A 25,801-nucleotide genomic window follows, 5' to 3' on the forward strand; every position below is an offset into this window, starting at 1 on the left:
AGCAGCAGCCCAGCGAAATGTTAATTTAACATGCGCTGGCTGGCCCTGATGGCGATGCCTTGTGAAAGATTAATCGCTTTCTTTCACGCGATAGACCAATACAGCGCAACGCGCCATGTTCAACACTTTGATGGTGACGCTGCCCAATAGTAAACGGGACAAGCCGGTACGGCCGTGTGAACCGATAAAAATCATATCGCAGCCTTCTTCTTCAGCGGCTTTAACCACCCCGTCGGCCACATTAAAGTTGGACACCGAACGTGAAGTGGCCGAGACACCAGCCGTTTCAGCGCGATCCAGCACTGCCCTCAAGTATTTATTAGCTTGCTCGGCAGCGGTTTTCTCGTAGTCTTCGTCGGTAATGGCATAGGCGGCTGCCATTCCATCAAAGCCTACCGTTGCGGCAAAAGGCTGGGTAACATGCAGAGCCACAACTTCAGCCCCGATTTGTTTAGCGAAGCTGACACCTTTGTTTGCTGCCTGAGCCGATAGTGCCGAACCGTCGGTTGGAATGAGTATTTTTTTGAACATGGCGTTTCCCCTGGGTTAAAGCCGTTGGGCTAAGTAACTCGATGATATCGCGTCAAGCAAATGCTAAATTGCATTTGACCGAAAGCCCTCAGTCTGCGGTTGCCTCATGATACAGATTAGCGCAACGAGAGCCTGAGCGGCAATAAGCAAGTATGGGCTTAGGCAAACGCGTAATTAACGCTGCAAACTCTTGCACATCTTCTGCGCTGATCTGTCCACTGATCACTGGTTGGTACGCGATGTCCAGACCTGCCGATTTGGCAGCCGCGATGACGTCTGCCGATGTAGGCTGCTCTGCCCCGCCTTCAAAATCGGGACGATTAATAATAATGCTTTTAAAGCCTACATTGGCTGCCGTCTGTACGTCCTCAAGATTAATTTGTGGGGCGACGGCAAAATTATCGTTTAAATTATGGTATTCCAATGTCATGGTTTGCTCCGACTCGATATACTTAGCTAGCAAGCTAAGGAAAATAATATGGCACACAACATGCAATCTGTATCTGCGATCGGCAATGCTGACTATAGCAACAAGATAACTATTCGTGATGCTACCAAAAAAGATCTGAAAGCCATACAGGAAATATACGCTTTTCATGTGCTTCACGGTACCGCTTCATTTGAAGAGCTGGCCCCTTCAGAGCAAGAGCTGCAACGTCGCTACACGTCTATTACATCACAGGGCTTGCCTTGGCTGGTAGCCATTCTTGATAAGCAAATTATCGGCTATTGCTATGCCGGCCCATATCGGCCCAGGGCAGCGTATCGCTTTACCGTCGAAAACACAATTTATCTGCGTGCCGACTGCACGGGCAAAGGTACAGGTAAAGCCTTGCTCAGCGAACTGATACTGCGCTGTGAAAAAGGCCCTTGGCGCCAGATGATCGCTGTCATCTCGGGCCACGCCAACCAAAGTTCAGTTGCTTTGCATCGTAGCCTTGGCTTCCAGTATGTTGGCACCCAAACAGCCACAGGATATAAATTCAAACAATGGCTGGATGTCGTGTTCATGCAGCGTGCCTTGGGTGATGGTAGTAATACGCCCCCTGATGATCGCTAGGGCGGTTGTTATTTCGATTAAAAAGTTGTAATAATTTCTATTTACTCAGTTCTTGAAAATTTTTTATTTCTTTATCGACTTCATTTAACACTTTCATTAAATAGTCACACTGCTTGCATACTTCAACACTTTCTCTTTTATTTGAAGAACTTAAAATAAGATCAAGCTGTTGGTAAATCACCTCTACAAAAGTAATTAAATTAACAAGTATCGGGGTTGCTTCATTTCTAAGGTAGATCAAAGAGTCAAGGTTTTTTATAATAAGGTTAAAATTAACATAATCAAACTTTATTTTATTAAATTCAACTTCGCGATAAATCAAATCACACAATTCAAGCTGAAGATCAGATTTATTTTGCTCTTTAACAACACTCGACTTTTGTAATTTCACACTGTACTCTTTAACCTTATTTAAACTCCACACTGCTTCCTTATAATGATTCATTGTAACTTCGCATAAGCTTAAAAATAATATTCTTTTTTCTCTTCGGTAACTCTTTCTCTTCTACTCTCCCTTTCCCAATTACTATTGGCTATATAAAGAGAAATAACCGCTGCCGTAAATGTGCCCGCCGCAATCAGCAGACTGGTTTTGCTGGAAAAATCAATTTCCACAAACACAAAGAGAAAAAACAGCGAGATTAACGCTAATGCCAGCAGGACAAAATTCAAGGGGGTCTCATTTTCTGGCCTCACTCATCACCCGTAGGAATGTTGACCATGCTCTAAGCACGGTATGCGAAACGAAAATAAATCAACGTATATAGGGCAGTGAAGAGCTGCGTCCAATGATTCACTTGACTATAATTTCATAGAATGCGGGGGCAGTCTCTACAGTTTGAAATCACTTGTATCGAAAGACCGTTTAACGATGCTTATGAAACTGAAGAGAGCGACCTTTTGTCACCTATTTTAAAACAAGGTATTTAATTTTTATAAAATACCAAGTGATAATAATATTAAGGGTGCTCATCAGGAAACAAACTTAAAAAAACAGATCTTATAAAATCTGACACGGAGCCAAAGCCCATCCTAGGTAAATTGATAGGAAAGCAAACCACCATCTAATGCGCGCAGCCATTGACACGCTGCCCGACGACTTAAAAGGCTGAAAACCATGTTGCCGTCTCGATCATCTTTGGATAGGAACTATCTTCAGCTTTCAGAAGTGACATCTGCTCTTGTCGTGTCGCCTCATTACGATGATGCCGTATTCAGTTGCGGCAGCTTACTGTCCATTCTTCCTTCGTGTACCGTGATGACTGTCTACACAGGCCTTCCCCAAGACAAAGACGTGCTGACCGATTGGGATCAGCGCTGCGGTTTCTCCAGTGCAGGTGAAGCGATGCAAGCCCGGCTGATTGAAAATGAGCACGCATTATCCGCCTTACGCCTCAATGGCATTGATCTCGGCTTTTTGGATAGCCAGTATATAAAAGAGCCCAGAGAGGCTACCGGACTGTTCGCCGATACAGTCACCGCGAACATCGAACGCTTAAAACCGTCTGCCGTTTTTTTCCGCTAGGCCTGTTCCATGAAGATCACATCTATGTGTCAGAAGTATTTATGACGATCCGCAATCGTTTTCCTGCTATTCATTGGTTCCTGTACGAAGACATTCCGTACAGGAATGAACCACAACGGGCACGTCGGCGGCTTTCAGAACTCATCGGACGAGGCTGGGCAGTAGAACCGTTTCCAGTGGAGCTTCCGGCCATGTATAAGGCTAAGGCAGTGGATGCCTATCAAAGTCAGTTCCGGGGGCTAGGCTATAAAGATGGGCTGCCTATTCTGCAACAACAAGAGAAATATTGGCGTCTACACAGTAAACCGGAGATGCAATGACGAATGAACATAGCGCAGTAAGTGCGAAAATCACGGTGGTCGTGCTGACACACAACCGCTGTGAGGAAGTGTGCCGTACGCTCATGCATTTGCAGGCACTGCCTGAAGATCCACCGATTATCGTGGTAGATAATGGCAGCACAGACCATACAGCCCAGCAGATAAAAGCCAGATTTCCACAGGCAACGCTGGTCCAGACAGCGCAAAACTTGGGCGCTGCCGGCCGTAACCTGGGTGTTAAGCTGGTAAAAACACCGTATGTTGCTTTTTGCGACGATGATACCTGGTGGGCGTCTGGGGCACTAAGCACTGCAGCCAGCCTTCTTGACACGCATCCCGATGTCTCTGTTTTGAATGCCCGTATCGTAGTAGGGCCTCGTCAGGAGTTAGATTCCACCTGCATGGCAATGCAAAATAGTCCCTTGGAGTCCGTGGTCGGGGTGGGGCCTATGTTGATTGGTTTTATGGCTGGCGCCAACGTGATGCGCACGCGTGCCTATAAAGAGGCTGGTGGGTACTGGAAAGCATTTTTTATCGGGGGGAAGAAACATTGCTTGCTATGGATATCATCGAAGCTGGAGGACGCATTGCCTACGCACCAGCACTAGTGCTGCACCATTGGCCATCGCAAGTGCGTAATAATGATTTACGCCAAAGGCTAATTGTCCGTAATGCAATATGGACATTCTGGCTACGATTGCCCTGGGGCCTGGCGTGGCAGCAGAGCGAGCTGTTGTTGAAACAAATCCCTGACCGCAATTTACGCCGACATGTCCGTAACGAGGCACTCTTGGGAGCAGCAAAAATACTTTCTAAACGTCGAGTTCTAAGTGATGATACCTGCAAGCTGTTCAAACAAGTATGGCAGCAGCAACATCATTAATACCGATGAAAAGTCCGGGAAAGGCAAACTGTTTATCCCGATTGCAACGCTGCATTTTTTCGGTTTTTGCCGATACCTCACTGACTTCCCCCACAGAACTCAAGCCATCATCAATGCGGCCTTTAGGCAGTTTAATCTGCCCAAGCCTGTAATGCTGCAGGCCATACTGTTGTAATGTAGCAGTTGTGTATAGCGCGCGTGCATCGAATACTATTTTCCCGCGCATCGTTTGCGCGAGCGCATTCCAGTCGGGAGCTTTGAACTCTTCCCATTCGGTCATCACTACCAGTGCATCAGCCTCCTCGCAAACAGCCAGAGCCGATTCCCCAAACTCCACTTCAAGCCGGCCGAGCTCTACTTGTGCCGAGGACTGGGCTACAGGATCATAGGCTTTTACAACTGCCCCTTCATCAAGAAGGCTTCGGATAAGCGACAGACTCGGTGCCGCACGCACATCATCTGTGTCTGGCTTGAAGGACAGGCCCCATATAGCAATATTTTTAGCGCTCAGGTGACCGTTAAAATGGTTACGAACAGCTTGTAAAAGCCGTTGCTTCTGGCACGTATTTACCATTTGTATACTGCGCAGCATATAGGCAGGCTCACCCACATTTTGCGCTAAATCGATAAGAGCGCTTAGATCCTTAGGCAGGCACGAACCGCCATACCCTATTCCTGGATGTAGATAACTGCCGCCGATGCGGGGATCGCCCTTCAGAACCTGACAGATGGATGAAATATCAGCCCCCAACGCCCCTGCCAGGATGGACAGCTCATTAATCATTGAAATTCGTGCCGCAAGCATCGAATTGCAGGCATATTTTGCGAATTCGGCACTACGTCTATCCATAAGGACTAATCGTAGTCCATCACTATCGAAGGGAGCATATAGCCGGGCCAATATGGAGAATGAATAGGAATCATTGGAACCAATGACAATGCGATCTGGATGACGAAAATCCTGTACTGCCCGCCCTTCTGCCAGAAACTCAGGGTTTGACACAACACCTATCTTAAATTGAGCAGCGCGCAGATGACCGGATTTATTAAATATTTGCTCAATACGATCTCCAGTTCCGACAGGAACCGTTGATTTTATGACGATAATGCAATCACCGCAGATCGTCTTCGCCAACTCATTCGCGCAGCCCAGAAGATTGTCAAGATTGGCGCTACCGTCAGTGTTTGACGGCGTACCTACGGCGAGAAACACCACGTCGGCCTTTGTCATGGCTTCTTTTATCGAACGTTCAAATGTAAGCCGGCCCGTCTTCAGTTGAGCTTCAAGAATGCCTGCCAACTGGGGTTCGTGAAAAGGCACACGATAAGCGGAAAGTGCAGCGACTTTCTGGGCGTCATGATCCACGCAGACAACTGTATTTCCCGCCTCTGCAAGGCAGCACCCTGTAACCAGGCCCACATAGCCTGATCCAATGACGACTACGTTCATAATAAAGCCTCTAATTTTTACGGACAGCCGGGGCTATCGGATTACATTGGCGAACTGGCCAGCGTTCCCTTTTCCATTCTTTGCGAAAAATGCTCGTAGGTTTTCTTTAATCCATCGTCAAACAGCACCTTCGGTTTCCAGTGCAAATGGTGTCGCGCAAGAGTAATGTCCGGGCAGCGCAGCCCGGGATCATCGGCAGGTAAAGGCCTGAACTCGACATTCGTCTTTTGTCGGGCAAGCCCGCAAACACGGCGTGCGATATCCAATATCGAAATTTCTTCTGTATTGCCCAGGTTGACGGGCCCTCTGAAGGTTTCAACACTGTTCATCAGAAGAATCAATCCCTCGATCATGTCGTCTACGTAACATAATGATCGAGTCTGGCTGCCATCTCCATAAACTGTCAGCGCCTTTCCCTGCAGAGCCTGGCAAATAAAGGTTGAGACCACACGACCGTCATCCGGTGCCATGCCTGGTCCATAGGTATTGAAAATACGGGCAATCTTGGCCTTAACGTCACGCGTTCTTGCATAATCCGACATCAGGGTTTCAGCGCAACGCTTACCTTCGTCGTAGCAGGAGCGAATGCCCACGGGATTTACATTTCCGTGATAGCTTTCATGCTGAGGATGTTCTTTGGGGCCGCCATAGACTTCACTGGTTGAGGCCTGCAGGATGCGTGCATTCTGCTCCACAGCCAGTTCTAGCAAATTAAACACACCTTGAACGCATGTTCTTATTGTGTGTATGGGGTCAGCCTGGTAGCGACGTGGCGAGGCGGCGCAGGCAAGATTATAGATTTGCGTGGGATAAAGATTATTGGGTAAGGGGTTGATAATATCGTGTTCTATCACGCTGAAGTTTGGGTGTGCCTGCAGCGAATCCAGGTTTTCTTCGGACCCTGTCAGAAAGCTATCAACGCAAATCACCTGATGCCCTTGAGTCAATAGTTTTCTGCACAAATGAGCGCCCAAAAAACCCGCTCCTCCGGTCACAAGAATCACCTCGGCTTCGGTAGTAATGTCAGACATGGTTCATCCTTGTTAAGTCAAAGAGTAGACGCTCCCAGTCGCTCACAAAACGCGTAATATTAAAACGTTCACGGGCGGTACGTTGCGCAGCCTGCCCCCATTGCCGGGCCAGATCTGCGTCCCTCAGAAGTGTGTTACAGACCTCAAGCAGCTTTGATGGACGATTATCGACATAGCCATTGACGCCATTCTGAATAACATTCGGCAATTCGGTTGCCGCAATTCCTACCACCGGAACACCGGCCATCATGGCCTCGACAAGAGATAGTCCCAGGCTTGCATACCTGATGGGTGTAAAAAAGAACCGGTAACGCGCTACATAGGCGGGCACGTCCATATTGTCGACTTCACCGCGCCCCCTTTTATGCTTTCGGAGTCCATTCCTATCAGATCAATCGGCATTGATCGCTGAGCCCACTCATAAATATCCGCGCCCACTCGCCTGCCTCGGCTGGAAAGATTATTGATCACCACAATTCCCCGCTCTAGCTCACCGCTATAGTGAATACCGGGAGCTTCGGGTATCCCGTGCTCAATCACCGCCACCGGCATGCTGCCGGAGTCCCACATTAATGCGTTGTACTCAGTCACATGGACGAGCACGCCGTGTTCATGCCGGAAAAAATGAAGCGTATCGGTGGGATGAGGCTCTGGAGGGTTATGCTCAATATAAACGCTGGGCAGCTTCTGCTGAACGGCGCTCAGCAACTGCAGACGGTCATTCTCGTATGTGTCTCTGGACTGATATATGACGCAATCAAATTCTTCCCGACAAAGCTGCTCGGCGGGAACCATACGAATATTACGTCCCCAAGGAATTTTATGGCCAAGAGCGGAGTAACCGGGACGGTTATCGGCGAAAACCGGAATAACGAACTCATGAGGCAGCTGAGCTAAAGAGTAGAGGTAATTTCCATGGACGTGCCAGCTAAGAATGCGCAGGGTAGTCATTGCACTGCCTCCTCACTCAGGTGTCTATTCACTTCAGCCATAACATGTCTGACTTCTACCCCGAGAGCGCAAGGATGGCCAATGGGACATTCCTCGTAGGCACATGGCCGACATCCGGTAGGTGCATATAAAACAGTATGCCGGCTGGAATCCAGGGGAGCCCACCTAAGCACATCGCTGCCTGAGGCAATCACTACACTGTGCAAACGCACGCCAGCCGCCACATGCGAAATCCCGGTATCATTACAGACCAGTAGTTTTCCGCGCTGCAGCAAACTAGCCAGGCTACCTAAGGAGGTAGCCCCACAAAGATTCACTAAGGCATGCCCCGAGCTCGCCCTTAGCTGTAGTGCCATCTCTATTTCGCTTGGGCTTCCCGTAATCGCGGTTTGCCAGCCCCTATCGGCAATGGCTCTTGCAACTTTGGCGAATCGTTCGAGCGGCCAGCGCCGGGACGCCAGCCTGGCGCCCGGGTGGATAAACACCGTTTTATCCAGCCGCAGCCCCATTTGCGAGGCAATATCATCGGCCAGAACTTTATCGGAGGAACTAACCGGAAACTCCAGCGTATCGTCATACGCATCAAGACCTATATACCGCAGCAGAGCCAGATAGCGATGAACTTCATGCAGATGATCCGGCCACGCCAGAAGCTGGCCTTTTACTTGCTGGCTGTGATCAGGAACAAAGCCTGCCCATTGCACTGGTGCCATTGTTTTTACAATCTCATTAGATCGTTGTCCGCTTCCATGCACTTGCAAAGCCAAGTCGAAAGAACGATCCCGCATATTGCGATAAAAATCGGACAGTTCATTTTTTTGAACAGCCTGCTCCGGAAATGCGGCATCTCCTGGAAACTCAATCAGCTCATCCAGATAATCAGGAAATCGCTGTACTACAGGTATGGCGCTTTTAAGCCCTATGAGTGAAATACGCGCCTCCGGCAGACGTCTGCGCAAAGCACGTAGCGCAGGCATCGCGCATAGCATGTCTCCAAGGTTCAAGGCCCTGAAGACAGCTACGCTCTTTATCGAGGCGTTCCAATCGATAGCAGTGTATTTCATGGGAACCTTGCTCCATAGCGGCTGACACCGACTATCCGCCAAAAAATGGACAGGGGAGGAATCACGATGGATGTCAGCAATAATTCAGTCACGTTGCGTGCTGTCAGGGCACTATGCCTGAGGCGCCGCAGGAAGAAGTACAGCGTTAGCAGTACCCAGAGGGAAAGTGATGTTAGTGCGAGGCCGTCAAACCCAAACAACCAAGTGAATACGGTTAGAAGCATCAGAAAAGAAATAAAAAGATATAGCCATGGAGGGCCTCGTCTAATTCTTTCCCGATAAAGCCGTGGGTGCTTGCCATATAAAAGCACATCAAAAAGCACTTTCTTTTGCATGCCAATACCGGCGGCAAACGGCATCTGTCTTAATGGATGAACGACCAGGGCAGCCGGCTCCTTTACGATCGAATAGCCTGCCTTGAGCAGGGTAAAATGCAAGTCAGAGTCCTCGCGCCAGGCCATTCCGAAACGTTCGTCAAACCCTCCTACTTCCTGCAGAATATCGCGACGTATAAAACAGTTGGCAGTGACGAACTCTGCCCTTACCAGCCCAGCAGCATCCAGTTCCAGGTCTGAAGGCTTCTCGGGCAAAGGCATCGATATCTGCCCTGTAACCACATCTGCTCCGTCTGCCATGGCGTTAAGGCCCGCTTCAAGCCAGCCCGGATCGGGCACAGTATCATCATCAGTAAATGCTACGATAGGTGATTGCGAATATTGCCATCCCCGGTTTCTGGCGGCTGCGGGGCCCTGCGTATCAGTGATTTCAACATAATGGATCATGGGCCCGTGGGGCATCGCAGTCATGGCATTACATACCGCAGCCTGTGCTCCTTCGCTAGGTCCATCATCACAAACAATAACTTCGTAATGCACAGCTAATAGCGTCTGACGCTGGAGAGCCTGAAGACATCGCTCCAGCAGATCCGGCCGACGATACGTGGGCACAATCACGCTTAGCTGCAGGCGAGCATCGGTATTCATGATGTTTTCTCTACGAGATAGCCCCCTATGAACAGCGCATCAAGCGGGGAAGTCCAGAATGATTCAAGGGCGTCTCGTGGACTGCATACCACGGGCTCACCACGAGTGTTAAACGAGGTATTCACCAGTACGGGCACATCTGTCTTTTTCTCAAACTCAGACAGCAACTCGTGTAATAAAGGATTCTGCCCCGCCCTGACCGTCTGCACTCGAGCCGTACCGTCCGTATGCCGAACAGCCGGGATAAGATCCGCTTTACTTGGCAGCACATCGAAAACAAACAACATGAAAGGTGCCTCAATTTGTCCTTTCCCGCGGCTATCGAACCATTCATGCGCCCGCTCTGCAAGAACAACTGGCGCTACAGGCCTGAAATCCTCGCGGTCCTTGAGCTCATTGAGGCGTCCTTGCATGGCACTTAGCCGCGGCGATGCCAGGATTGAGCGCGCACCCAGTGCCCGGGGACCAAACTCCATTGGTCCCTGGAACCAGCCGATGACCTTCTCATCCGCAAGCCATTCGGCGGCAGTCTGGGCAACGTTGGAAAGCTTCCGGTGCTTGACACCAGAGCGCACAAGAAACCGGCCTATTTCGTCATCACCATACTCTGGACCAAGATACGCGTGATTCATCACCCACCGTTGGCGATTTTTTCCACTCAACCGGGTATTCATCAGTAACGCCGCGCCCAACGCCGTACCCGCATCGCCTGCCGCAGGCTGTACCCATACATTCTCAAAAGGACCGTGTACGGCCAGATGGGAGTTCAATACGCAATTAAGCGCAACACCGCCAGCCATGCAAAGGTTCTTAGTTCCTGTCTGCTGGTAGAGCCAATTGGCCATGTTCAGCACAGTCTCTTCAAGAACTTTTTGCAGCGAATGTGCAATATTTTTATGTTTGGCTAGAAACGTATCCCCACGCACTCTGGCTGGTCCAAACCTGCTTTCCAGCTCGCATGGCCGCAGCGTGTATCCCCCTTCCCCATCGTATTTCAGAATCTCGCGGAACTCATCTAGATAGGCGGACTCACCATAGGATGCGAGCGCCATAACCTTATACTCGTCAGAGGAATGCAGGAACCCCAGATAACTCGTCACTTCTTCGTAGAGCAAGCCCAGTGAATGGGGAAGGAGTATTTGTTTTAAACGTTTGTAATTGCCGTCAGCATAGTGCCCATAACTTGTCGTCGTGCGCTCACCACGGCCATCCATTGTGAGAACAGCCGTCTCCTCAAAGGGCGACGCCAAAAAAGCACTGGCTTCATGGCATAGATGATGCTCAAGAAATTGCCACCGATCCAGAACATGCTGCAAGGTATCAGACCGAAAACGCTGCTGCAAATGCAGAGGCACGCCATCTATAAGCTGGCGCGGTGCGTTCAGAATATAAGAAAGGAAAAGGCCATCCCACGGGGAGCCAGGCCCGTCCCATTCAGATGAAGGCTCAAGAGGCAGCTCAATACGGCCCTGGGGTGCGATCTCATCCGTAATTAAGGCGGGGTCAAACCCATATCCGATATGGTCTACAGCAGCCAGATCGCAGCCTGCTTTTTCCAGACAGTAATCAATGGCGTAATAAGGAAGTTGCCATGTGGAGAAAGGAACCGGACGCTTACCGTGCTTGACTCGTGTGAAGCGCTCTTCTTCCACGGCAGCCAATACTATGCCATCGCGCACAATTGAGGCAGAGCAATCGTGGAATGTCGCATTAATACCTAAAGTTAACATTCGAACTCCTTGCTTTTCGTTTAATTCAGACTACAGCTTGCGCACTGAAGCCTTGCCTGGTCTCGGCCAGCAAATCAGTCACCGCCTCGCACACCCTTTCTGGCGGAACCAGACGGAGGCAATTGTGATGTCTTTGGGGGCATACGCTGCGATAACAGTATTTGCACGGAACGTCATGAAACAGAACCCGGTGCGGAACCATCCAGGGGGTATGCTGAGGATTCGTCAAGGCGTAAAGGTCCACAACCGGAGTGCCCAAGGCTGCAGCTATATGGACAGGTCCGGTGTTATTGGAGAGCAGCAGCGAAGCGTCCTCAATCAGACAGGCAAACTCGCCTAAGGACAGTGTTCCGGCCAGATCAAAGATAGGAACCTTGGTTCCACACTCTTTCATTACCTGCTGCGTCAGCGCCCGCTCGGCATCACTACCCGTTAAAAACACTTGCCCGGCCTGTGCACCGAGCTGCTGCAGGGCTTTAACATAATGCGCCACCGGATAACGTCGAGACGGTGCCGTGGCGCCACAGTGGGCAATTATCCAGTTGCCATTTTTTCGTATTTTTCTGGCATCCAGCTTTTCGTGTAGCCGGATACGGTCAATGTTTCTTGTCACAAAAATCAGTCTGGGATCGGGCGAAACAGCGTTGATGTGTTCAACCAGATCCAGTTGACGTTGCGTTTCATGTCGCCCAAGCAGTTCAGGCTCTGGATCCGCTACCCATTGCGATAGCAGCAAGTATGGATTTTCACGGCAATGAGCAAGCGTCAGCGGGATGCCTGCCATCCGACACATCAGGGCAGCAGGTAAAGGACTCTGGCTATACACCGTGAAAATAACAGCGGCATCAAACTTTTCCTCACGCAAAGTATTGATGATGTCTTTGTCAGCGTCTGGATCGTTTGTGTCATTTTTGACCCATGGCGCATCGTAGGTCAGGGTCTTTTCGATGAATGGGAGAAATGGCGCGAGAACCGCTCCGGATGGAGAGGCTAAGAGCGTAAGGCGCCTGGCGATTCCTGCTGTTTTCAATGCCATCATCGCAGGAGTGCTCATGAGCACATCGCCCATGTTGTCCAACCGGATGCAGAGTATTTTTTGGCGCGCTCCCAGCCGGCTATCGCTTTCATTGATGGACTCCGTCAAGATGAAAACACATAGCCAACAGCAGGCGGCTAGCCTCGGCCAGATCTGTCACGCGGTAATGAGGAGTACGCTGATCGTTTAATATCCATTCTGTCTCGTTGCCATTATCGATAAGTATCGTTTGGCATCCGGCACGTCGACCGGCCTCGATATCATTCAGAATATCTCCGACAAACCATGAACGGCTTAGATCAATATGGTGTTGCCCAGCGGCCTCGTGCAGTAAGCCGGGTTCAGGCTTACGGCATTTGCACTCGAACGCAAACTGTTCTAATGAACCGCAAGGGTGATGAGGACAGAAATAAAAGCCTTCAAGTGTGGCGCCGGCCTCTTCAAACATCTGCTTTAACTTTTGCTGCATTTCATGCATCTCGTCAAAGCAAAACTTTCCTAGCGCAATGCCGGGCTGATTGGTGATGATAAAAAGCGGCAGGGACAACCGCGCAAGCATCGCGAGGCCTTCTTGGGCACCAGGCGCAAATATCATTCTTTGCGGATTAACGTTATACGGAATATCCTGTAATACCGTTCCGTCTTTATCCAGGAAAATAGCAGGCGTTAAGGCCATGATGCTTCCTTCATGGGCAGAACCATAATTTCAGGTATTACGGTTTCGGGTGGCTGCTTCAAAACAAAGCTTATTGCCCGGGCAACGTTTTTGGGATCTTGCAATAACTGCACGTCAAGGTCAGGAAATCGATCCATTAAAAATGGAGTTCGCATGCCGCCTGCGATAACGGCGGACACTTTGATTCCCTCGCCTCTTAGTTCCGAATGAAGGGCGTGAGTCATCCCTAGAAGCCCCCATTTACTGGCATGGTAAGCACTCGCGTTTGGCCACGCCCGGCGGGATGCCGTAGAGGCCACATTAATAATATGTCCACCTGGGCGTAAATGCGGCAAGGCGTACTTGGAGACCAAAAACGGTCCGCTAAGATTGGTGGCGATTACCCGATGCCAATCTGATACTTCCATTTCTCTAATGCCGACGGTCACATCAATACCCGCATTATTGATAATGGCATCCACGTGTCCGAATCGATTTGCAATGCTATCGAAAGTCTTGATTATGGATTGCTCATCGGCTACATCCATCCTGTATGCCTCTGCAGTGCCTCCACCAGATCTGATTTCATCAGCGGCCTGGGTAGCAGAAACCTCATTAATATCTGCAACGGCTACCTGTGCGCCCTCTCTGGCCAAGGCCTCGCAAATCGCAGCACCAAGGCCACGACCTCCGCCGGTTACCAGAATCACACGGCCCGAAAGACTCTCATAATCGTAAGCGTCCATTGTCGTTCCTATAAAATTACCGCTATGAACTCAAGAAATTAACGATAGATTCATGGAGGGTGAAGGCGCATACGGCGACGCATTCAGGTAGTCCAGATTTTGGAATATCTCAGCCAGCTCCAGGCTAACTTGCTCCCATGTAAACATTCGACGAGCACGGACTGCTCCGGCCTGCCCCATTTTTTGGAAAGAGAAGGGTTCTTTGCAAGAATCGCTAGCTTTTCTTCCAGAGCGGCAGAATTCTTTGGCGGAACAAGGAAGCCAGTCTTTTCATGCTCGACGGTGTACTTAATGCCGCCGGTATCAGAACCTATCACTGGACGCCCACATGCCATGGCTTCCAGAGGCGTAATACCGAATGGCTCATACCATGGCGTAGTAACAAAAACATCGCTGGCACTGTAATAGCTGCTGAGCCTGTTACGTGCCTGGCTTCCAGTAAAATCCACAAACTCTTCAATGTTTTCTTCACAAGCAATCGAGCGAAGGCGGACATACTCGTCCATGTCACCAAAGCCGGAGTTCGATAAACTTCCGCCAACAACACATAATCGAGCGTCAATCTTGTGTATTCGACGTAGCCTCGCTACCGCCTTTATGACATTGTCGATGCCTTTGCGGGGAACCATCCGTCCAAGCTGGAGAATATAAAACCCCTCTTGATCCCATCCAAGATGCGTACGTGCTAACCGTTGCTCAATGGGTGTTAGCTCAGAGGGATCGTAGCCACACGGAACCATCTTTATACGCTCGGGGTCAGCGTCATAAAGCTCTATTAAATCCTGTCTATCTTGGGGACACTCTGCAATGATGCAATCGGCATTACGAACAATATCCTCTTCGATAGAGAAGCGGCGATCAGAGAAACGGTCGTGATGAGACTGATGAATACGTCGAACCTTTCCAAGTGCATGGAAAGTGACTGCAAGAGGCGTATTTGACTGTTGGGCCAAAGGCATTGCTGCCAACGCGGACATAAAGAAGTTAGCGTGAATCACGTCATATTGAATCGCGTGCTCACCTACGTACTTTTGCATGTAATCGCCAAACTGCTCCATATAAGGTAGCAGGCTCTCTTTGGGCAAGCGAAGAGCCGGTCCTGCAGGAACATGGATAATACGCACATTTTCATGCCAATCCATCTGAGGTGGCAGTGTGGGACTATCCAGCCTGGTAAAAATATCAATATGGTGCCCCAGACGCGCCAGTTCGCGCGCAACATTGGCTACATAAAGGTTTTGTCCTCCACTGTCCACTCCGCCCAAGGCCGCTAGCGGGGACGCGTGCTCACTGACCATAGCAATTCTTTGCATGCTTCTGCTCCAGTTTATACAGTCGGAATTTTGTCGCCTTAGATGTGTTTTCTTGTTGCTTTCTTGGCAGACTACCGTCCCCCGGCAGAATTGCCTTTATTAGGCGGAGACGATTTTGTTATGGTTCATTATTTGCTGCAGCAGAAAGAATCGCAACGCCAATACTGTTAGAAATTAAGTTCATGAAATCTTTCTACGGGATTTTAATTATGGCAACTTCCTCGAAGACGCTGACTACTTGAAGCGATAAGAGACGAATCAAACGTCTTTTAATATTAAAAACCTTTAATTCTGTATATTTTTATGATTTACAGAATGTAATCGATGCTCTTGAAAATTATTTCTATTAATTAAAAAACCAAAGCTCCGTAACCATTATTATATTTATTACTTTTAATTACATTAGATCGAGACACCTAACTTCATTCAGCCACTAGTCAGCTTTCTGCTTCATCTTTTATTTAACTTAAAACGGCTGAATTCTATCGAAAACAATCGGTATAGTTTTGAAACAAAAACACATTAATAATCATATAGTTGTAAAACCAACGATCCTAGAATAATCAAGAGTTCGCAGAAAAAACCTTCCTTAAACAATAATAAATATAAAGACAAACAGCCTATTGCAATTTGTTTTCTTTAGAACTAGCATAAGCTCTCCTCGATCCTTCCATATTATTTTTATTAAAACCCCACCAACTAAAACATTTATCTAATAAAAACCATATAAAAATAAAATTCTTTTATATTATCTAATTTTATTAATTAATTTTAATTTCGATAATTTTATAAAAGAATTTTATTTATATTTACACATCCATTTTCAGCAATCAAGATTTCTATTATAAAATTACTATACAAAGAGATTAAGATGCACAAATTTCATCTTTTAAAAGAAGACGGATTATGGAAGCTTACCAAGGAAGAAGAGCCCGGAGACTATTTCAATTCTGTCTCTCGTCGCTTAGTTTTGAATTTTGGGCATTGCTATATGCTGGTTCTCGAGGGAACGCTAACGATACACAACGAAGATGGTTCGATTAAATTTATTTTCTCTTACCCTATGCCCAAAGGCACCAAGTACTATGCATCATCCTCCCGCTTTTCATTACAAGACAACAAAAGCACTTCAAGAAACCCCCATAAACTGAAGCTGATAAATTCAATTTATTTGCTAGCAGGGTTTTCGCTTCTACGGTTTGCTGCACTACGGAAAAACGAATGCTGAAGCTTGATGAAGGTGGTGGCAAGGCTCCCTGATGACAGCTAAAAAAGGCATTGCCTGATCCATCTCAATGTCGGACAATAAGATACATATTAAATATATGTTTAAGAAAATCGACACACCATTGGACGGGTTAAGGAATTTCTATGATTATCTCTGAGCACAGTGAAGCCGATATCCATCGTTTAGTACACGACTTCTATGCACAAGTACGTCAACACGAAAAATTGGGACCAGTGTTTAACGCCCATATCAACGATTGGGATACGCATCTGAATACCATGGTTGATTTTTGGTCATCGTTGCTGTTAAAAACAGCACGCTATACCGGATCGCCAATGATAAAGCACGGCCGCATACCTGAGCTTAGCGCCGATTTGTTTGAAACATGGCTAAGCCTATTTGATCAAACAACGGCAAGGCACCCCAACCAGGTGCTAGCGGCCCAAGCGCGATCCTATGCGCAGCGTATTGCTCGCAGCCTATGGATGGGGCATCAAATTACTAATAACCCCAGCGTTACACCACTTGAGTTACACCATGGCACCAACTAAAGTCTCTCTGAGCACCCTTCAGCTTCAAGCCAGCCTGTCGATGGGGTTCAGGCCCCTCTACTTGCTCGCCTCTCTGTGGGCCATTGTCAGCGTTAGTTTATGGGTATTTGCCCCGGAGCTCGTCAAACCGCCGCTCGCCGGAATGTATTGGCATGCTCATGAAATGTTGTGGGGCTTTGTATGTACCATTGCAGTGGGCTTCTTATTAACGGCAAGCGCCACCTGGACAGGTATTAATCCCCTGTACGGACGTCCGCTGGCCCTATTGTGCTTAATATGGATAGGCGGCCGGGTATTGTTGCTGGTTGGCGGTACATCCGCCCTTCTCTCGGCAGCTGCACTTGATAGCCTTTTCTTTTTGTTCGCCGCCGTTGCCATTGGACGCAGCGTAGTGCTCAGCAAAAACTGGCGCAACCTTGTGATGCCATTCCTGCTGTGTTTTCTGGCAGCTTCACAGTTTGTCTACCTATACAGTGCTTCCACCTTTAATACCAAGCTGATGTGGCAGAGCTTTAACATCGCCTGGGTAGTCATGGCCTTGATCAGCCTTCTAATTGGCAGTCGCGTCATTCCGTTTTTCACCGGACGCGGGCTATCAGACCCCACCGTGCCCTTGCTGGCCCCCTTACAGCGCGTCTTATTGGTACTTGGCGCTGTGGCAGTCACCGGACTGAGCATTCGACTTACATGGCTTACAGGCGTGGCGTTAAGCGCAGCCGCCTTGATTGTCTTCTACCAGCTCAGTCGCTGGTATAGAGCCGCCATGTGGCAAGAAAGCCTACTTTGGGTTCTCCACATTGGTTATGCCTGCATAGGTATGGGCCTGTTCAGCTCAGGTCTGTACTTTTGCCAGGATGTCCTTGGCCTGCAGCTGCGTCTAGCCATTCCCATACACACCATTGGCGTGGCTGGTTTCGGAATTTTGATTATTGGCATGTTGGTACGCACGTCCCAGGGACATTTAGGCTTAGCGCTGGCCGCCAGCCCGTGGCTACGTTTAAGCTTTTACAGCATGATTCTTTGTGCAGCCCTACGGGTCTCTGCCTTATGGCCTTCATCGTTTTCGGTCAGCCTCATGCATCTGTCTACTCTGTTCTGGATACTCAGTCTGGGTATTTATATTTTTCACTTCAGTTTTAGACTGCTCAGCCCCCGTCCCTCCGGCACTCTCAATTAAAAGCGATATGCAATGCGTCTAAATTTAAGCAGTGACTATGCCCTGCGCCTACTGATGTATCTCGCCAGTAATCCCGAGCGTCTATGCACAATCAGCGAAGTGGCAGAGCATTACGCAATATCTCGTACCCATCTTATGAAACTGACCAATGGCCTGGCCCAACATGGCTGGATCTTGACGGTACGTGGAAAAAACGGCGGCATGAAGCTGGCAAAAGCCGCCAATAAGATCTGCATAGCTTCGGTAATCTTGGACTGCGAGGCTGATTTCCAGCTGGTGGAATGCATGGGGAATGCCAGCACGTGCATGCTGGATGGCTCGTGCAGACTTAAAGGTGTCTTGCACGGGGCCATGCAGTCTTTTATTCAGCACTTACGACAATATACCCTGGCCGATCTGGTAACACCTGCTACCGCCAGGGTGTTGTTTCAATCCGAATATTAAACGCGATCGCAACGCACCGTGCCGGGGTGATTACGCAATTTATCGAGCAGCACCCCGCTGACCTCGCCATCAACATCCGTGATGGCGTAACCAAACTGACCGCGTGTTTGAAGCTGTTGGCCCACGATATTCAGGCCACTTTCAGCAATGATATTGCTTAATGCCGCCATCGTGCCAGGCACGTTTTTATGTACATGCAAAATACGTGTCTCGCCGGATGGTTGCAAATAAGGCACCTCGGGGAAATTGACGGCCCCTTTAGTCGCACCGCTGCGCAAAAACAGCACCAGCTTCTCGGCCACTTCACGGCCAATATTCTCTTGTGATTCTTGTGTACTTCCACCAATATGCGGGGTCAGTAGTACATTCGTCATACCAATCAGAGGACTTGCCAACGGCTCGTTGACCCCTTTGGGTTCAGACGGGAACACATCCAGGGCGGCACCTGCCAAATGCCCGGAACTGAGCGACTCGTGCAAGGCGTCAATGTCAACGACTGAGCCTCGGGAAGCATTGATCAGGACCGCGCCGGGCTTCATCTGCGCCAGCGTCGTGCTGTTCATGATGTCTTCGGTCGTTGCACCACCTGGTACGTGCAGCGTCACCACGTCGGACTGTTCAAGCAGACGCTTGAGTGATGGACAAGACTTGGCGTTACTTAAGGGCAGCTTGGATTCGACATCATGGAATAACACCCGCATGCCTAATGCTTCAGCAAGCGTACCAACCTGGGAGCCGATATTTCCGTAACCCACGATGCCCAGAGTTTTACCCCGGATTTCGTAAGCGCCCTCGGCAGACTTGTCCCAGAAACCCTGGTGGACCCGGGCATTTTTTTCAGGAATTCGACGCAGCAGCAAAATGGCCTCGCCCAGCACCAGCTCGGCCACCGAACGGGTATTGGAAAAGGGAGCGTTAAATACCGGCACACCGGTCTCTGCCGCAAAGTTCAGATCAACCTGATTTGTGCCTATACAAAAACACCCTACCACTTTCACCGATGACGCCGCCGATAGTACAGCTTGATCAAACTGCGTTCGAGAACGTATGCCAACAGCACTTGCACCTTCCATGGCTGCTACAAGAGCTTCTCCGGTCAGGGCAGACTTATGGGTAACGATATCGGTGAAACCTGCTGCCTCGAATACTTCGCGAGCGCTAGGGTGGATGTTTTCAAACAGGACAATACGCTTCATGTGGTTTCCAAAAATCATACAGTATCTAATCGGTACTATTTAATCGTAAACCCTAGTCTGTGATGCTGCAATAGCAAAAACAAAAATGGGCTCAATAGAGCCCATGTATACAACAAGCAGCGCTACGAATACGCCAGGCCTTGAAGATTAGGAGTCAAAAGGGATGGGGCGGGGTGTACTATCATGCGACGGAGGCAGTATCGGCAGTACAATTTCCGGCTGTTTTCCTGTTAATGACTTTAAAAATTCAACAATATTGGCGTTCTCGTCTTCAGTGAAGTGACGGCCGAGCTGCAAACGTCCCATGATGTCTACCGCTTCGGTCAAAGTATCGACCGCACCGTCGTGAAAATAGGGGTAGGTCATTTCTACGTTACGCAGGGTTGGCACTTTAAAGCTGAAGCGATCTGCATCCACACCCGTTACCGCTGCGCGGCCTTCGGCAGGGTTAGTGGTTTGATAGGGTTCTATGAGGCCCATTTTCTGAAATGAGCTACCACCCAGATTGACCCCATTATGACAGGCCACACAGCCACTGCCTTTAAATAGCTGGTAGCCTGCAAGTGCCTGCTCGCTGAGTGCATCGTCATCGCCTTTTAGCCAAAGGTCAAAAGGTGAGTCGGGAGTGACCAAGGTTTCTTCAAAGGCAGCGATAGCATCGGTGACTTCATCGATAGTGATTTCTTTATCTCCGTAAACTTCTTTAAATTCGCTTACGTACCCCGGTATAGACAGCAGCACATCGAGTGCCAGTTCGTGCGTAAACCCCATTTCCATAGGGTTCTCTATAGGGCCACCCGCTTGTTCCTGCAATGTGCTGGCTCGTCCGTCCCAGAATTGAGTCAGATTCAGGCTGGAGTTCAATACAGTAGGAGAGTTTATCGGCCCCTGCTGCCAGCGGTCTCCGATCGAGGTGGCAATGTTGTCAGAACCACCACGGCTCATGTTGTGACAGGAATTACAGGAAATAAAGCCAGATTTCGAAAGACGGGGCTCGAAAAACAATTTTTTACCTAGATCTACCTTGGCAGGTTCGGTAATCTTGGCATAAGGAACGGGTTGTACGGGTTCGGTTCTCTGCGCATGCGCAACGCCCGAAAAGCCCAGACTAATAGCCACCGCAAATAATGAGACTTTTATCGGGTTCATAATGACTTCCTTGAAGTGATGGGTACGCAATGACACCAGCCAGTAACGCTGCGCTGTGAAGCGGCGATAACGTTGCTGAGGTCATCTTTACTTTAATCATCTTCAAGCGTCGCTGCGTTGAGATAACTCAAACTTCAGTCACTCAACGATACATTCCGAATTATCATTGGCTTAAAACAACAAAGCCGTACAGAGAGATTTTTAGATGCCTAAATAGCGCTCCCAAACCGCGCTTGCCTTCGATAAAGCATCAGAATCACCTTCCCAGACACATCTGCCTTTTTCAATCACTACATGATGATCAGCAATTTGCATCAGGCGATTCACATACTTGTCTACCACCAGCACAGTCTGCCCCTCGTGCTTCAGTCTGGACAAACACGCCCAGATCTCGTCTCGAATTTTAGGAGCCAGACCCTCTGTGGCCTCATCCAGAATCAAAAGCTTAGGATTAGTGACCAATGCTCTCCCAATGGCCAGCATCTGCTGCTCACCACCGGATAGCTGGTTCCCCAGATTGTTTTTACGTTCAGCCAAACGCGGAAACATGTGATATACCCGTTCGGCATTCCAAAGCTGTGTCGAAGCTGGGTTACGATTTGCAGAGAATGCTGACAGGTGCTCGTGCACGGTTAAGTTAGGAAAGCATTGACGCCCTTCGGGCACAATCGATACTCCTGCACGTGCGATACGATCAGGTTGCCAACCGTTGGTGCAGACGCCATCTATATAAATAGATCCTTGCCTGGGGCTGATCAAGCCCAGCACACACCGTATCAGTGTACTTTTACCCATGCCATTCCGGCCAAGCAAACTAAGTACCTGCCCGGTCTGCAGTTCTAAATCAACATCAAAAAGCACACTGCTGGCATCGTAGCCGGCATACAATCGGCTTATGTTAAGCATGGTCGTCATCAAGCTCCGATCCCAAGTAGGCCTGCTGAACCTGCGGGTTTTTCCGTATTTGCTCTGGCGTCCCGCTTGCCAGCACCTTGCCAGCCACCAGTACGGTAATGCGGTCAGCCAAACTGAATACCGCTTGCATATCATGCTCGACCAATAGCACTGTCAACTCGCCGCGCAGACTGGCTACCAAAGCAGCCAGCTTCTTGCTTTCGTCCGGCCCCATACCCGCCATAGGCTCGTCAAGCAAAACCACGCTGGGGGCGGCTGCCAAAGTCAGCGCAAACTCAAGTTTACGCTGTTCACCATGGGGCAAATTACCCGCCTGATGATCCAGCAAATCGTGTGCAATGCCACAACGAGTCGCCAGAGCCAGCGCGCATTGATTCAAGTGCACACTCGCATCGCGCTTTTCGAAAAAAGAAAAGTATCTCGCCTCGGCTCCCTGTGTGGCCAACAACAAATTCTGTCGAACACTCAGCTGATTAAAAATGCTGGTGATTTGAAACGAACGTGTTAAGCCTGCTCGAACTCGTTGATGCACCGGCGCATTGCTGATGTCCTTGCCCAATAATTGAATGCGGCCTTTGTCGGGCTTGAGCGCGCCGGACACCAGATGGATCAGGGTGGATTTACCCGCCCCATTTGGTCCAATAAGTGCATGAATCTCGCCCTTTAGCAATTCAAGCGACACCTCATTGGTAGCATGCAAAGCACCAAACCGTTTATGCAGCCCCTGCAATGATAACGCAAGCTCAGACATTGACAGACTCCGTACGTCGAGCCTTGCTGCCGCCCCAACGGAGCGCCGCTAACCCCCTGGGAGCGAAAAAACCACGCACAGCAGGAGTACGCCTAAAGGCAGATGCCAGAAATCAGTCCACATGCGCAAGAACTCTTCGAGTATCAGCATTAAGGATGCGCCGAGAAATCCCGCCCATCGCATGCCCAACCCTCCCACCAGCACCATAATGAGCAAATTGGCAGACTGCGTCCAATGCAGGAGTGACGGTGATACAAACTGATTGTGGTTAGCCAGCAAGGCTCCCGCCAGACCCAGGGCAGTGCCGCTCAGTACATAAGCGATTAATTTGATCTGGTAAACCGGGTAACCCAGGGCGGACATCCGCGTTTCGTTCTCCCGAATCCCTTGCAAGGCCACGCCAAAACGAGACGATATAACCAAGCTGAACACAAGGAAAAAAGCCACAAAAATAGCCAGAACCACGTAATAGAAACTGACATCGCTATACAAATCAACGCCGCCCAGGGACGACAGCTGATAGAGGCTCATTCCGTCTTCACCGCCAAACTGACGCAATGAAATGAAGACGTAGTAGGCCATCTGGGCGAAGGCGAGAGTAATCATAATGAAATACACGCCTCGGGTCCGCAACGAAATGGCTCCCGTAATGGCAGCAAAAACCGCCGCAGCCATCATTGCTGCAGGCCAGACCACAAAAGCGCTGCTATAGCCGAACTCGGCCATAATCACCACCGTATAGGCCCCCAGCCCCAAGAATGCAGCGTGGCCCAGGGCCACCATTCCTCCAAAGCCTAGAATCAAGCTTAAGCTGGTGGCTGCCAAGGCAAAAATAAGAATACGTCGAACAAAAGAAATATAAAAGCCCAAACCCAAGGCTTCCGCTACAAAAGGGAAGACACAAAGCAAAAGACCCAGCATCAGAGGCCAAAAATAACGTTGCATCATCAGCCTCTTGCGGGAAACAAGCCAGCAGGTTTAAAGACCAGCACCACAGCCATCAGCACGTAAATGGATATGGCAGCCAAGGGGGCCCCACGCTTGCCGCCATGTCCAGCGGCAGAACCTGGCGTAACAGCGAAGGCAAGAATGCCCGCCCGGCGGTATCGACCATACCTACAATCAGCGCACCCACAAAGGCTCCCCGTACGGAGCCAATGCCGCCAATAACAATGCATACCAGCACAAGGATCAGGATTTCTTCGCCCATGCCTATTTGTACAGCGCTGATAGGCCCCATCAGAGCGCCCGCCACAGCCGCCAGCACTGCTCCCATGGTAAAGACGCCCAAGAACAGAAGAGGAACGCGCACCCCCATGAGGGTTGCCATTTGACGATTCGAGGCCCCAGCCCTGACGAGGCTCCCCGCCCGGGTGCGGCTGACAAAGTAATAAAGTCCCAGCGCAATAGCCAAGCCGACCCCAATCATCATTAACCTGTAGGATGAATAAAGCAAGTCGGGAAGCAGCCGCACAGGGCCCGAAAGCGCCGCGGGCATATTCAGCATTTGTGGCGCCGAACCCCAGATCATTTTTACCGCGTCATTAGCAATGAGAATAATTGCGTAGCTACCCAGCACCTGAGCCAAGTGGTCACGAAGCACCAAGCGACGCATGACAAGCAGTTCGAGCACAATGGCTACTATTGCTGTTACCACCACTGCCACGAGAATTGCGAATAAAAATGAGCCCGTACGCTGCATGGTTTCGGCAGCAACATACGCTCCGGCCATATAAAGCGAACCATGGGCCAAGTTCATGATGTCCATAATGCCGAATACCAGGGTGAGCCCTGCAGCGATTAAGAACAGCATTAAGCCAAACTGCAAGCCGTTAAGCAGTTGTTCGAAAACCAGGATCGAGGTCATAACGTGTGCTGGCGTTTATAAACAATAATTAGAGCTTGCACTCGTCAACGTACACGTCTTGGTATTGATCAAAAACCTGCTCTACCAGACGGTTAATCAATCGGCCCTCTGCATCTTTATCTACCACCCGCAAGTAATAGGATTGAATGGGATAGTTGTTGACACCATATACGTAGTCACCCCGTACGGAATCGTAATCTGCAGCCTTCAACGCTTTCAAGACAGCTTCTTTATCTTCAACGTTGCCATCAACCTGCTGCACAGCAGCATCTAAAGCCAGAATCACGTCATAAGCCTGTGCTGCATAGACCGATGGGTACCGTCCCTTGTATTCTTCCCTGAACGCTTCTACAAACGCTTTGTTGGCAGGGTTATCAAGATCTTGAGCCCACTGTGCTGTGTTGTACATACCAAGCATGGGCTCACCCACTGCCTGAATAATATCTTCATCGCCCGAGAAACCCGGACCAATCAGGGGGACATCAGGCGACAACCCCGCAGCTACGTATTGCTTGATGAAGTTAATGCCCATGGTACTGGGCAAGAAAATATAAACGGCATCAGGCTTGGCAGCGCGCACCTGGGCAAGCTCTGCACCATAATCGATCTGCCCCAGGCGGGTATAGATCTCTTGGGTGACGGATTCACCATAACCACGTTTAAAACCGGCGAGGCCATCTTTACCGCCCGGGTAGTCCGGGGCCAGCACGACCATGTTTTTGTAGCCTCGACTGGCGGCCATCTTGCCCGCTGCTTCGTGGAACGCGTCGTTTTGATAGGCTGCTCCGAACCAGTAGGCATTGCATTGCTTGCCCGCAAACTGACTTGGACCTGGATTACTGGAAACAAATGGAACTTTGGCGTTAAACAAGGTGGGGCCAACCGCCAACGCCACATTAGACCCTACGGGGCCCGTAAAAAAGTCGATTTTTTCTCGTTGAATATAACGATTCACTAATTGACGGGCCTGATCCGGATTACCGCCCATATCGCTTTGTAAAAACTCGGCCGGGAACCCGCCTAACTTGCCATCCAGCTGCTTGATGGCCAAATTAAAACCATCTCGTGTTTCTGCGCCTATGGCCGAAAAAGGCCCCGAAATATCGTTGGCAATACCTACCTTGATAGGTTTGGCCAAAACCGCAGACGGCAATAGACACGCCGCCACTACCATCATTACTAAACCACGCATTTGTCAGCTCCTTACGCCAGGCGCACTGTTTTAATTTTTAATTGGATCTACAT

At 49.5% G+C, this 25,801-nt stretch carries 26 protein-coding genes and 2 pseudogenes; 7 read left to right on the forward strand and 21 right to left on the reverse strand.

Going from position 1 to position 25,801, the window contains the following annotated elements; all coding sequences use genetic code 11:
* Positions 1 to 69: 69 nt before the first annotated feature.
* The gene (locus L1889_RS11175) at positions 70 to 531 is read right to left on the reverse strand and encodes a universal stress protein (protein WP_238665181.1); all 462 of its coding nucleotides are present in this window, start codon (positions 529 to 531) and stop codon (positions 70 to 72) included.
* 88 nt (positions 532 to 619) lie between these two features.
* Positions 620 to 961, reverse strand: coding sequence for a protein tyrosine phosphatase family protein (locus tag L1889_RS11180; protein WP_238665182.1), 342 nt, complete (start codon positions 959 to 961; stop codon positions 620 to 622).
* 60 nt (positions 962 to 1,021) lie between these two features.
* Between L1889_RS11180 and L1889_RS11185 the strand changes: the two genes are divergently transcribed.
* Entirely contained in the window at positions 1,022 to 1,591 is a 570-nt protein-coding gene (locus tag L1889_RS11185; RefSeq protein ID WP_238665183.1) for a GNAT family N-acetyltransferase, read from the forward strand.
* A gap of 37 nt (positions 1,592 to 1,628) precedes the next feature.
* Here the strand turns inward: L1889_RS11185 and L1889_RS11190 are convergent, their stop codons facing one another.
* Positions 1,629 to 2,036, reverse strand: a complete 408-nt coding sequence (locus tag L1889_RS11190) for a hypothetical protein (RefSeq protein WP_238665184.1) — start codon at positions 2,034 to 2,036, stop codon at positions 1,629 to 1,631.
* Between the two features lie 17 nt (positions 2,037 to 2,053).
* Positions 2,054 to 2,263 carry a hypothetical protein gene (locus tag L1889_RS11195; protein ID WP_238665185.1) on the reverse strand — a complete coding sequence of 70 codons (210 nt, stop codon included), beginning with the start codon at positions 2,261 to 2,263 and terminating at the stop codon, positions 2,054 to 2,056.
* Between the two features lie 496 nt (positions 2,264 to 2,759).
* Between L1889_RS11195 and L1889_RS11200 the strand changes: the two genes are divergently transcribed.
* From L1889_RS11200 to L1889_RS11210, 3 genes are read left to right on the forward strand one after another with little or no spacing between them, the layout of a single operon-like run.
* Positions 2,760 to 3,116, forward strand: coding sequence for a PIG-L family deacetylase (locus L1889_RS11200; RefSeq protein WP_238665186.1), 357 nt, complete (start codon positions 2,760 to 2,762; stop codon positions 3,114 to 3,116).
* Between the two features lie 41 nt (positions 3,117 to 3,157).
* Positions 3,158 to 3,436, forward strand: coding sequence for a hypothetical protein (locus tag L1889_RS11205; RefSeq protein ID WP_238665187.1), 279 nt, complete (start codon positions 3,158 to 3,160; stop codon positions 3,434 to 3,436).
* Entirely contained in the window at positions 3,433 to 4,044 is a 612-nt protein-coding gene (locus L1889_RS11210; protein WP_238665188.1) for a glycosyltransferase family 2 protein, read from the forward strand. The genes L1889_RS11205 and L1889_RS11210 overlap by 4 nt, the downstream gene beginning before the upstream one ends.
* Positions 4,045 to 4,287: 243 nt before the next feature.
* On the opposite strand, the gene L1889_RS11215 is transcribed toward L1889_RS11210, so the two are convergent.
* From L1889_RS11215 to L1889_RS11260, 10 genes and pseudogenes are all read right to left on the reverse strand, one after another.
* Positions 4,288 to 5,769, reverse strand: coding sequence for a UDP-glucose dehydrogenase family protein (locus tag L1889_RS11215; RefSeq protein ID WP_238665189.1), 1,482 nt, complete (start codon positions 5,767 to 5,769; stop codon positions 4,288 to 4,290).
* Between the two features lie 41 nt (positions 5,770 to 5,810).
* Complete coding sequence (locus tag L1889_RS11220) at positions 5,811 to 6,800, reverse strand: UDP-glucuronic acid decarboxylase family protein (RefSeq protein WP_238665190.1); 990 nt, start codon at positions 6,798 to 6,800, stop codon at positions 5,811 to 5,813.
* A pseudogene (locus L1889_RS11225) lies at positions 6,793 to 7,751 on the reverse strand (glycosyltransferase). Before L1889_RS11225 ends, L1889_RS11220 begins: the two are co-directional and overlap by 8 nt.
* On the reverse strand, positions 7,748 to 8,815 hold the full coding sequence (locus tag L1889_RS11230; protein ID WP_238665191.1) for a glycosyltransferase family 9 protein: 1,068 nt from the start codon (positions 8,813 to 8,815) through the stop codon (positions 7,748 to 7,750). The pseudogene L1889_RS11225 and the gene L1889_RS11230 overlap by 4 nt, the downstream one beginning before the upstream one ends.
* Complete coding sequence (locus tag L1889_RS11235) at positions 8,812 to 9,798, reverse strand: glycosyltransferase family 2 protein (protein ID WP_238665192.1); 987 nt, start codon at positions 9,796 to 9,798, stop codon at positions 8,812 to 8,814. Before L1889_RS11235 ends, L1889_RS11230 begins: the two co-directional genes overlap by 4 nt.
* Positions 9,795 to 11,528, reverse strand: a complete 1,734-nt coding sequence (locus L1889_RS11240) for a carbamoyltransferase family protein (RefSeq protein ID WP_238665193.1) — start codon at positions 11,526 to 11,528, stop codon at positions 9,795 to 9,797. Before L1889_RS11240 ends, L1889_RS11235 begins: the two co-directional genes overlap by 4 nt.
* Positions 11,529 to 11,553: 25 nt before the next feature.
* Positions 11,554 to 12,672, reverse strand: a complete 1,119-nt coding sequence (locus L1889_RS11245; protein WP_238665194.1) for a glycosyltransferase family 9 protein — start codon at positions 12,670 to 12,672, stop codon at positions 11,554 to 11,556.
* A complete protein-coding gene (locus tag L1889_RS11250; protein ID WP_238665195.1) occupies positions 12,653 to 13,240 on the reverse strand; it encodes a D-glycero-alpha-D-manno-heptose-1,7-bisphosphate 7-phosphatase in 588 nt (195 codons plus the stop codon). The genes L1889_RS11245 and L1889_RS11250 overlap by 20 nt, the downstream gene beginning before the upstream one ends.
* A complete protein-coding gene (locus L1889_RS11255; RefSeq protein WP_238665196.1) occupies positions 13,231 to 13,965 on the reverse strand; it encodes an SDR family oxidoreductase in 735 nt (244 codons plus the stop codon). The genes L1889_RS11250 and L1889_RS11255 overlap by 10 nt, the downstream gene beginning before the upstream one ends.
* A gap of 83 nt (positions 13,966 to 14,048) precedes the next feature.
* Entirely contained in the window at positions 14,049 to 15,278 is a 1,230-nt protein-coding gene (locus tag L1889_RS11260; protein WP_238665197.1) for a glycosyltransferase, read from the reverse strand.
* 1,371 nt (positions 15,279 to 16,649) lie between these two features.
* On the opposite strand from L1889_RS11260, the gene L1889_RS11265 reads away from it, so the two are divergent.
* The 3 genes from L1889_RS11265 to L1889_RS11275 are packed head-to-tail and all read left to right on the forward strand — an operon-like array spanning position 16,650 to position 18,678.
* On the forward strand, positions 16,650 to 17,057 hold the full coding sequence (locus L1889_RS11265; RefSeq protein ID WP_238665198.1) for a group III truncated hemoglobin: 408 nt from the start codon (positions 16,650 to 16,652) through the stop codon (positions 17,055 to 17,057).
* The gene (locus tag L1889_RS11270; RefSeq protein WP_238665199.1) at positions 17,044 to 18,234 is read left to right on the forward strand and encodes an NnrS family protein; all 1,191 of its coding nucleotides are present in this window, start codon (positions 17,044 to 17,046) and stop codon (positions 18,232 to 18,234) included. Before L1889_RS11265 ends, L1889_RS11270 begins: the two co-directional genes overlap by 14 nt.
* 12 nt (positions 18,235 to 18,246) lie before the next feature.
* Positions 18,247 to 18,678 (forward strand): Rrf2 family transcriptional regulator, encoded by a 432-nt coding sequence (locus L1889_RS11275; RefSeq protein WP_238665200.1) that lies wholly within the window; start codon positions 18,247 to 18,249, stop codon positions 18,676 to 18,678.
* Here the strand turns inward: L1889_RS11275 and serA are convergent.
* The 7 genes and pseudogenes from serA to L1889_RS11310 form a co-directional block, all read right to left on the reverse strand.
* A complete protein-coding gene (gene serA / locus L1889_RS11280) occupies positions 18,675 to 19,874 on the reverse strand; it encodes a phosphoglycerate dehydrogenase (protein WP_372871496.1) in 1,200 nt (399 codons plus the stop codon). The two genes, L1889_RS11275 and serA, sit on opposite strands and share 4 nt — an antisense overlap.
* Before the next feature lie 147 nt (positions 19,875 to 20,021).
* The gene (locus L1889_RS11285) at positions 20,022 to 21,023 is read right to left on the reverse strand and encodes a cytochrome-c peroxidase (protein ID WP_238665202.1); all 1,002 of its coding nucleotides are present in this window, start codon (positions 21,021 to 21,023) and stop codon (positions 20,022 to 20,024) included.
* Between the two features lie 201 nt (positions 21,024 to 21,224).
* The gene (locus L1889_RS11290; protein WP_238665921.1) at positions 21,225 to 21,929 is read right to left on the reverse strand and encodes an ABC transporter ATP-binding protein; all 705 of its coding nucleotides are present in this window, start codon (positions 21,927 to 21,929) and stop codon (positions 21,225 to 21,227) included.
* A complete protein-coding gene (locus L1889_RS11295; protein ID WP_238665203.1) occupies positions 21,922 to 22,689 on the reverse strand; it encodes an ABC transporter ATP-binding protein in 768 nt (255 codons plus the stop codon). Before L1889_RS11295 ends, L1889_RS11290 begins: the two co-directional genes overlap by 8 nt.
* A 48-nt stretch (positions 22,690 to 22,737) precedes the next feature.
* On the reverse strand, positions 22,738 to 23,637 hold the full coding sequence (locus L1889_RS11300; RefSeq protein ID WP_372871499.1) for a branched-chain amino acid ABC transporter permease: 900 nt from the start codon (positions 23,635 to 23,637) through the stop codon (positions 22,738 to 22,740).
* A pseudogene (locus tag L1889_RS11305) lies at positions 23,637 to 24,556 on the reverse strand (branched-chain amino acid ABC transporter permease). Before L1889_RS11305 ends, L1889_RS11300 begins: the two are co-directional and overlap by 1 nt.
* 28 nt (positions 24,557 to 24,584) lie before the next feature.
* Positions 24,585 to 25,748: an ABC transporter substrate-binding protein gene (locus L1889_RS11310; RefSeq protein WP_238665205.1), complete on the reverse strand. Its 1,164-nt coding sequence runs from the start codon at positions 25,746 to 25,748 to the stop codon at positions 24,585 to 24,587.
* Positions 25,749 to 25,801: the final 53 nt, after the last annotated feature.

It is taken from the genome of Paenalcaligenes niemegkensis (assembly GCF_022230885.1).
Taxonomy (GTDB): domain Bacteria; phylum Pseudomonadota; class Gammaproteobacteria; order Burkholderiales; family Burkholderiaceae_B; genus Paenalcaligenes; species Paenalcaligenes niemegkensis.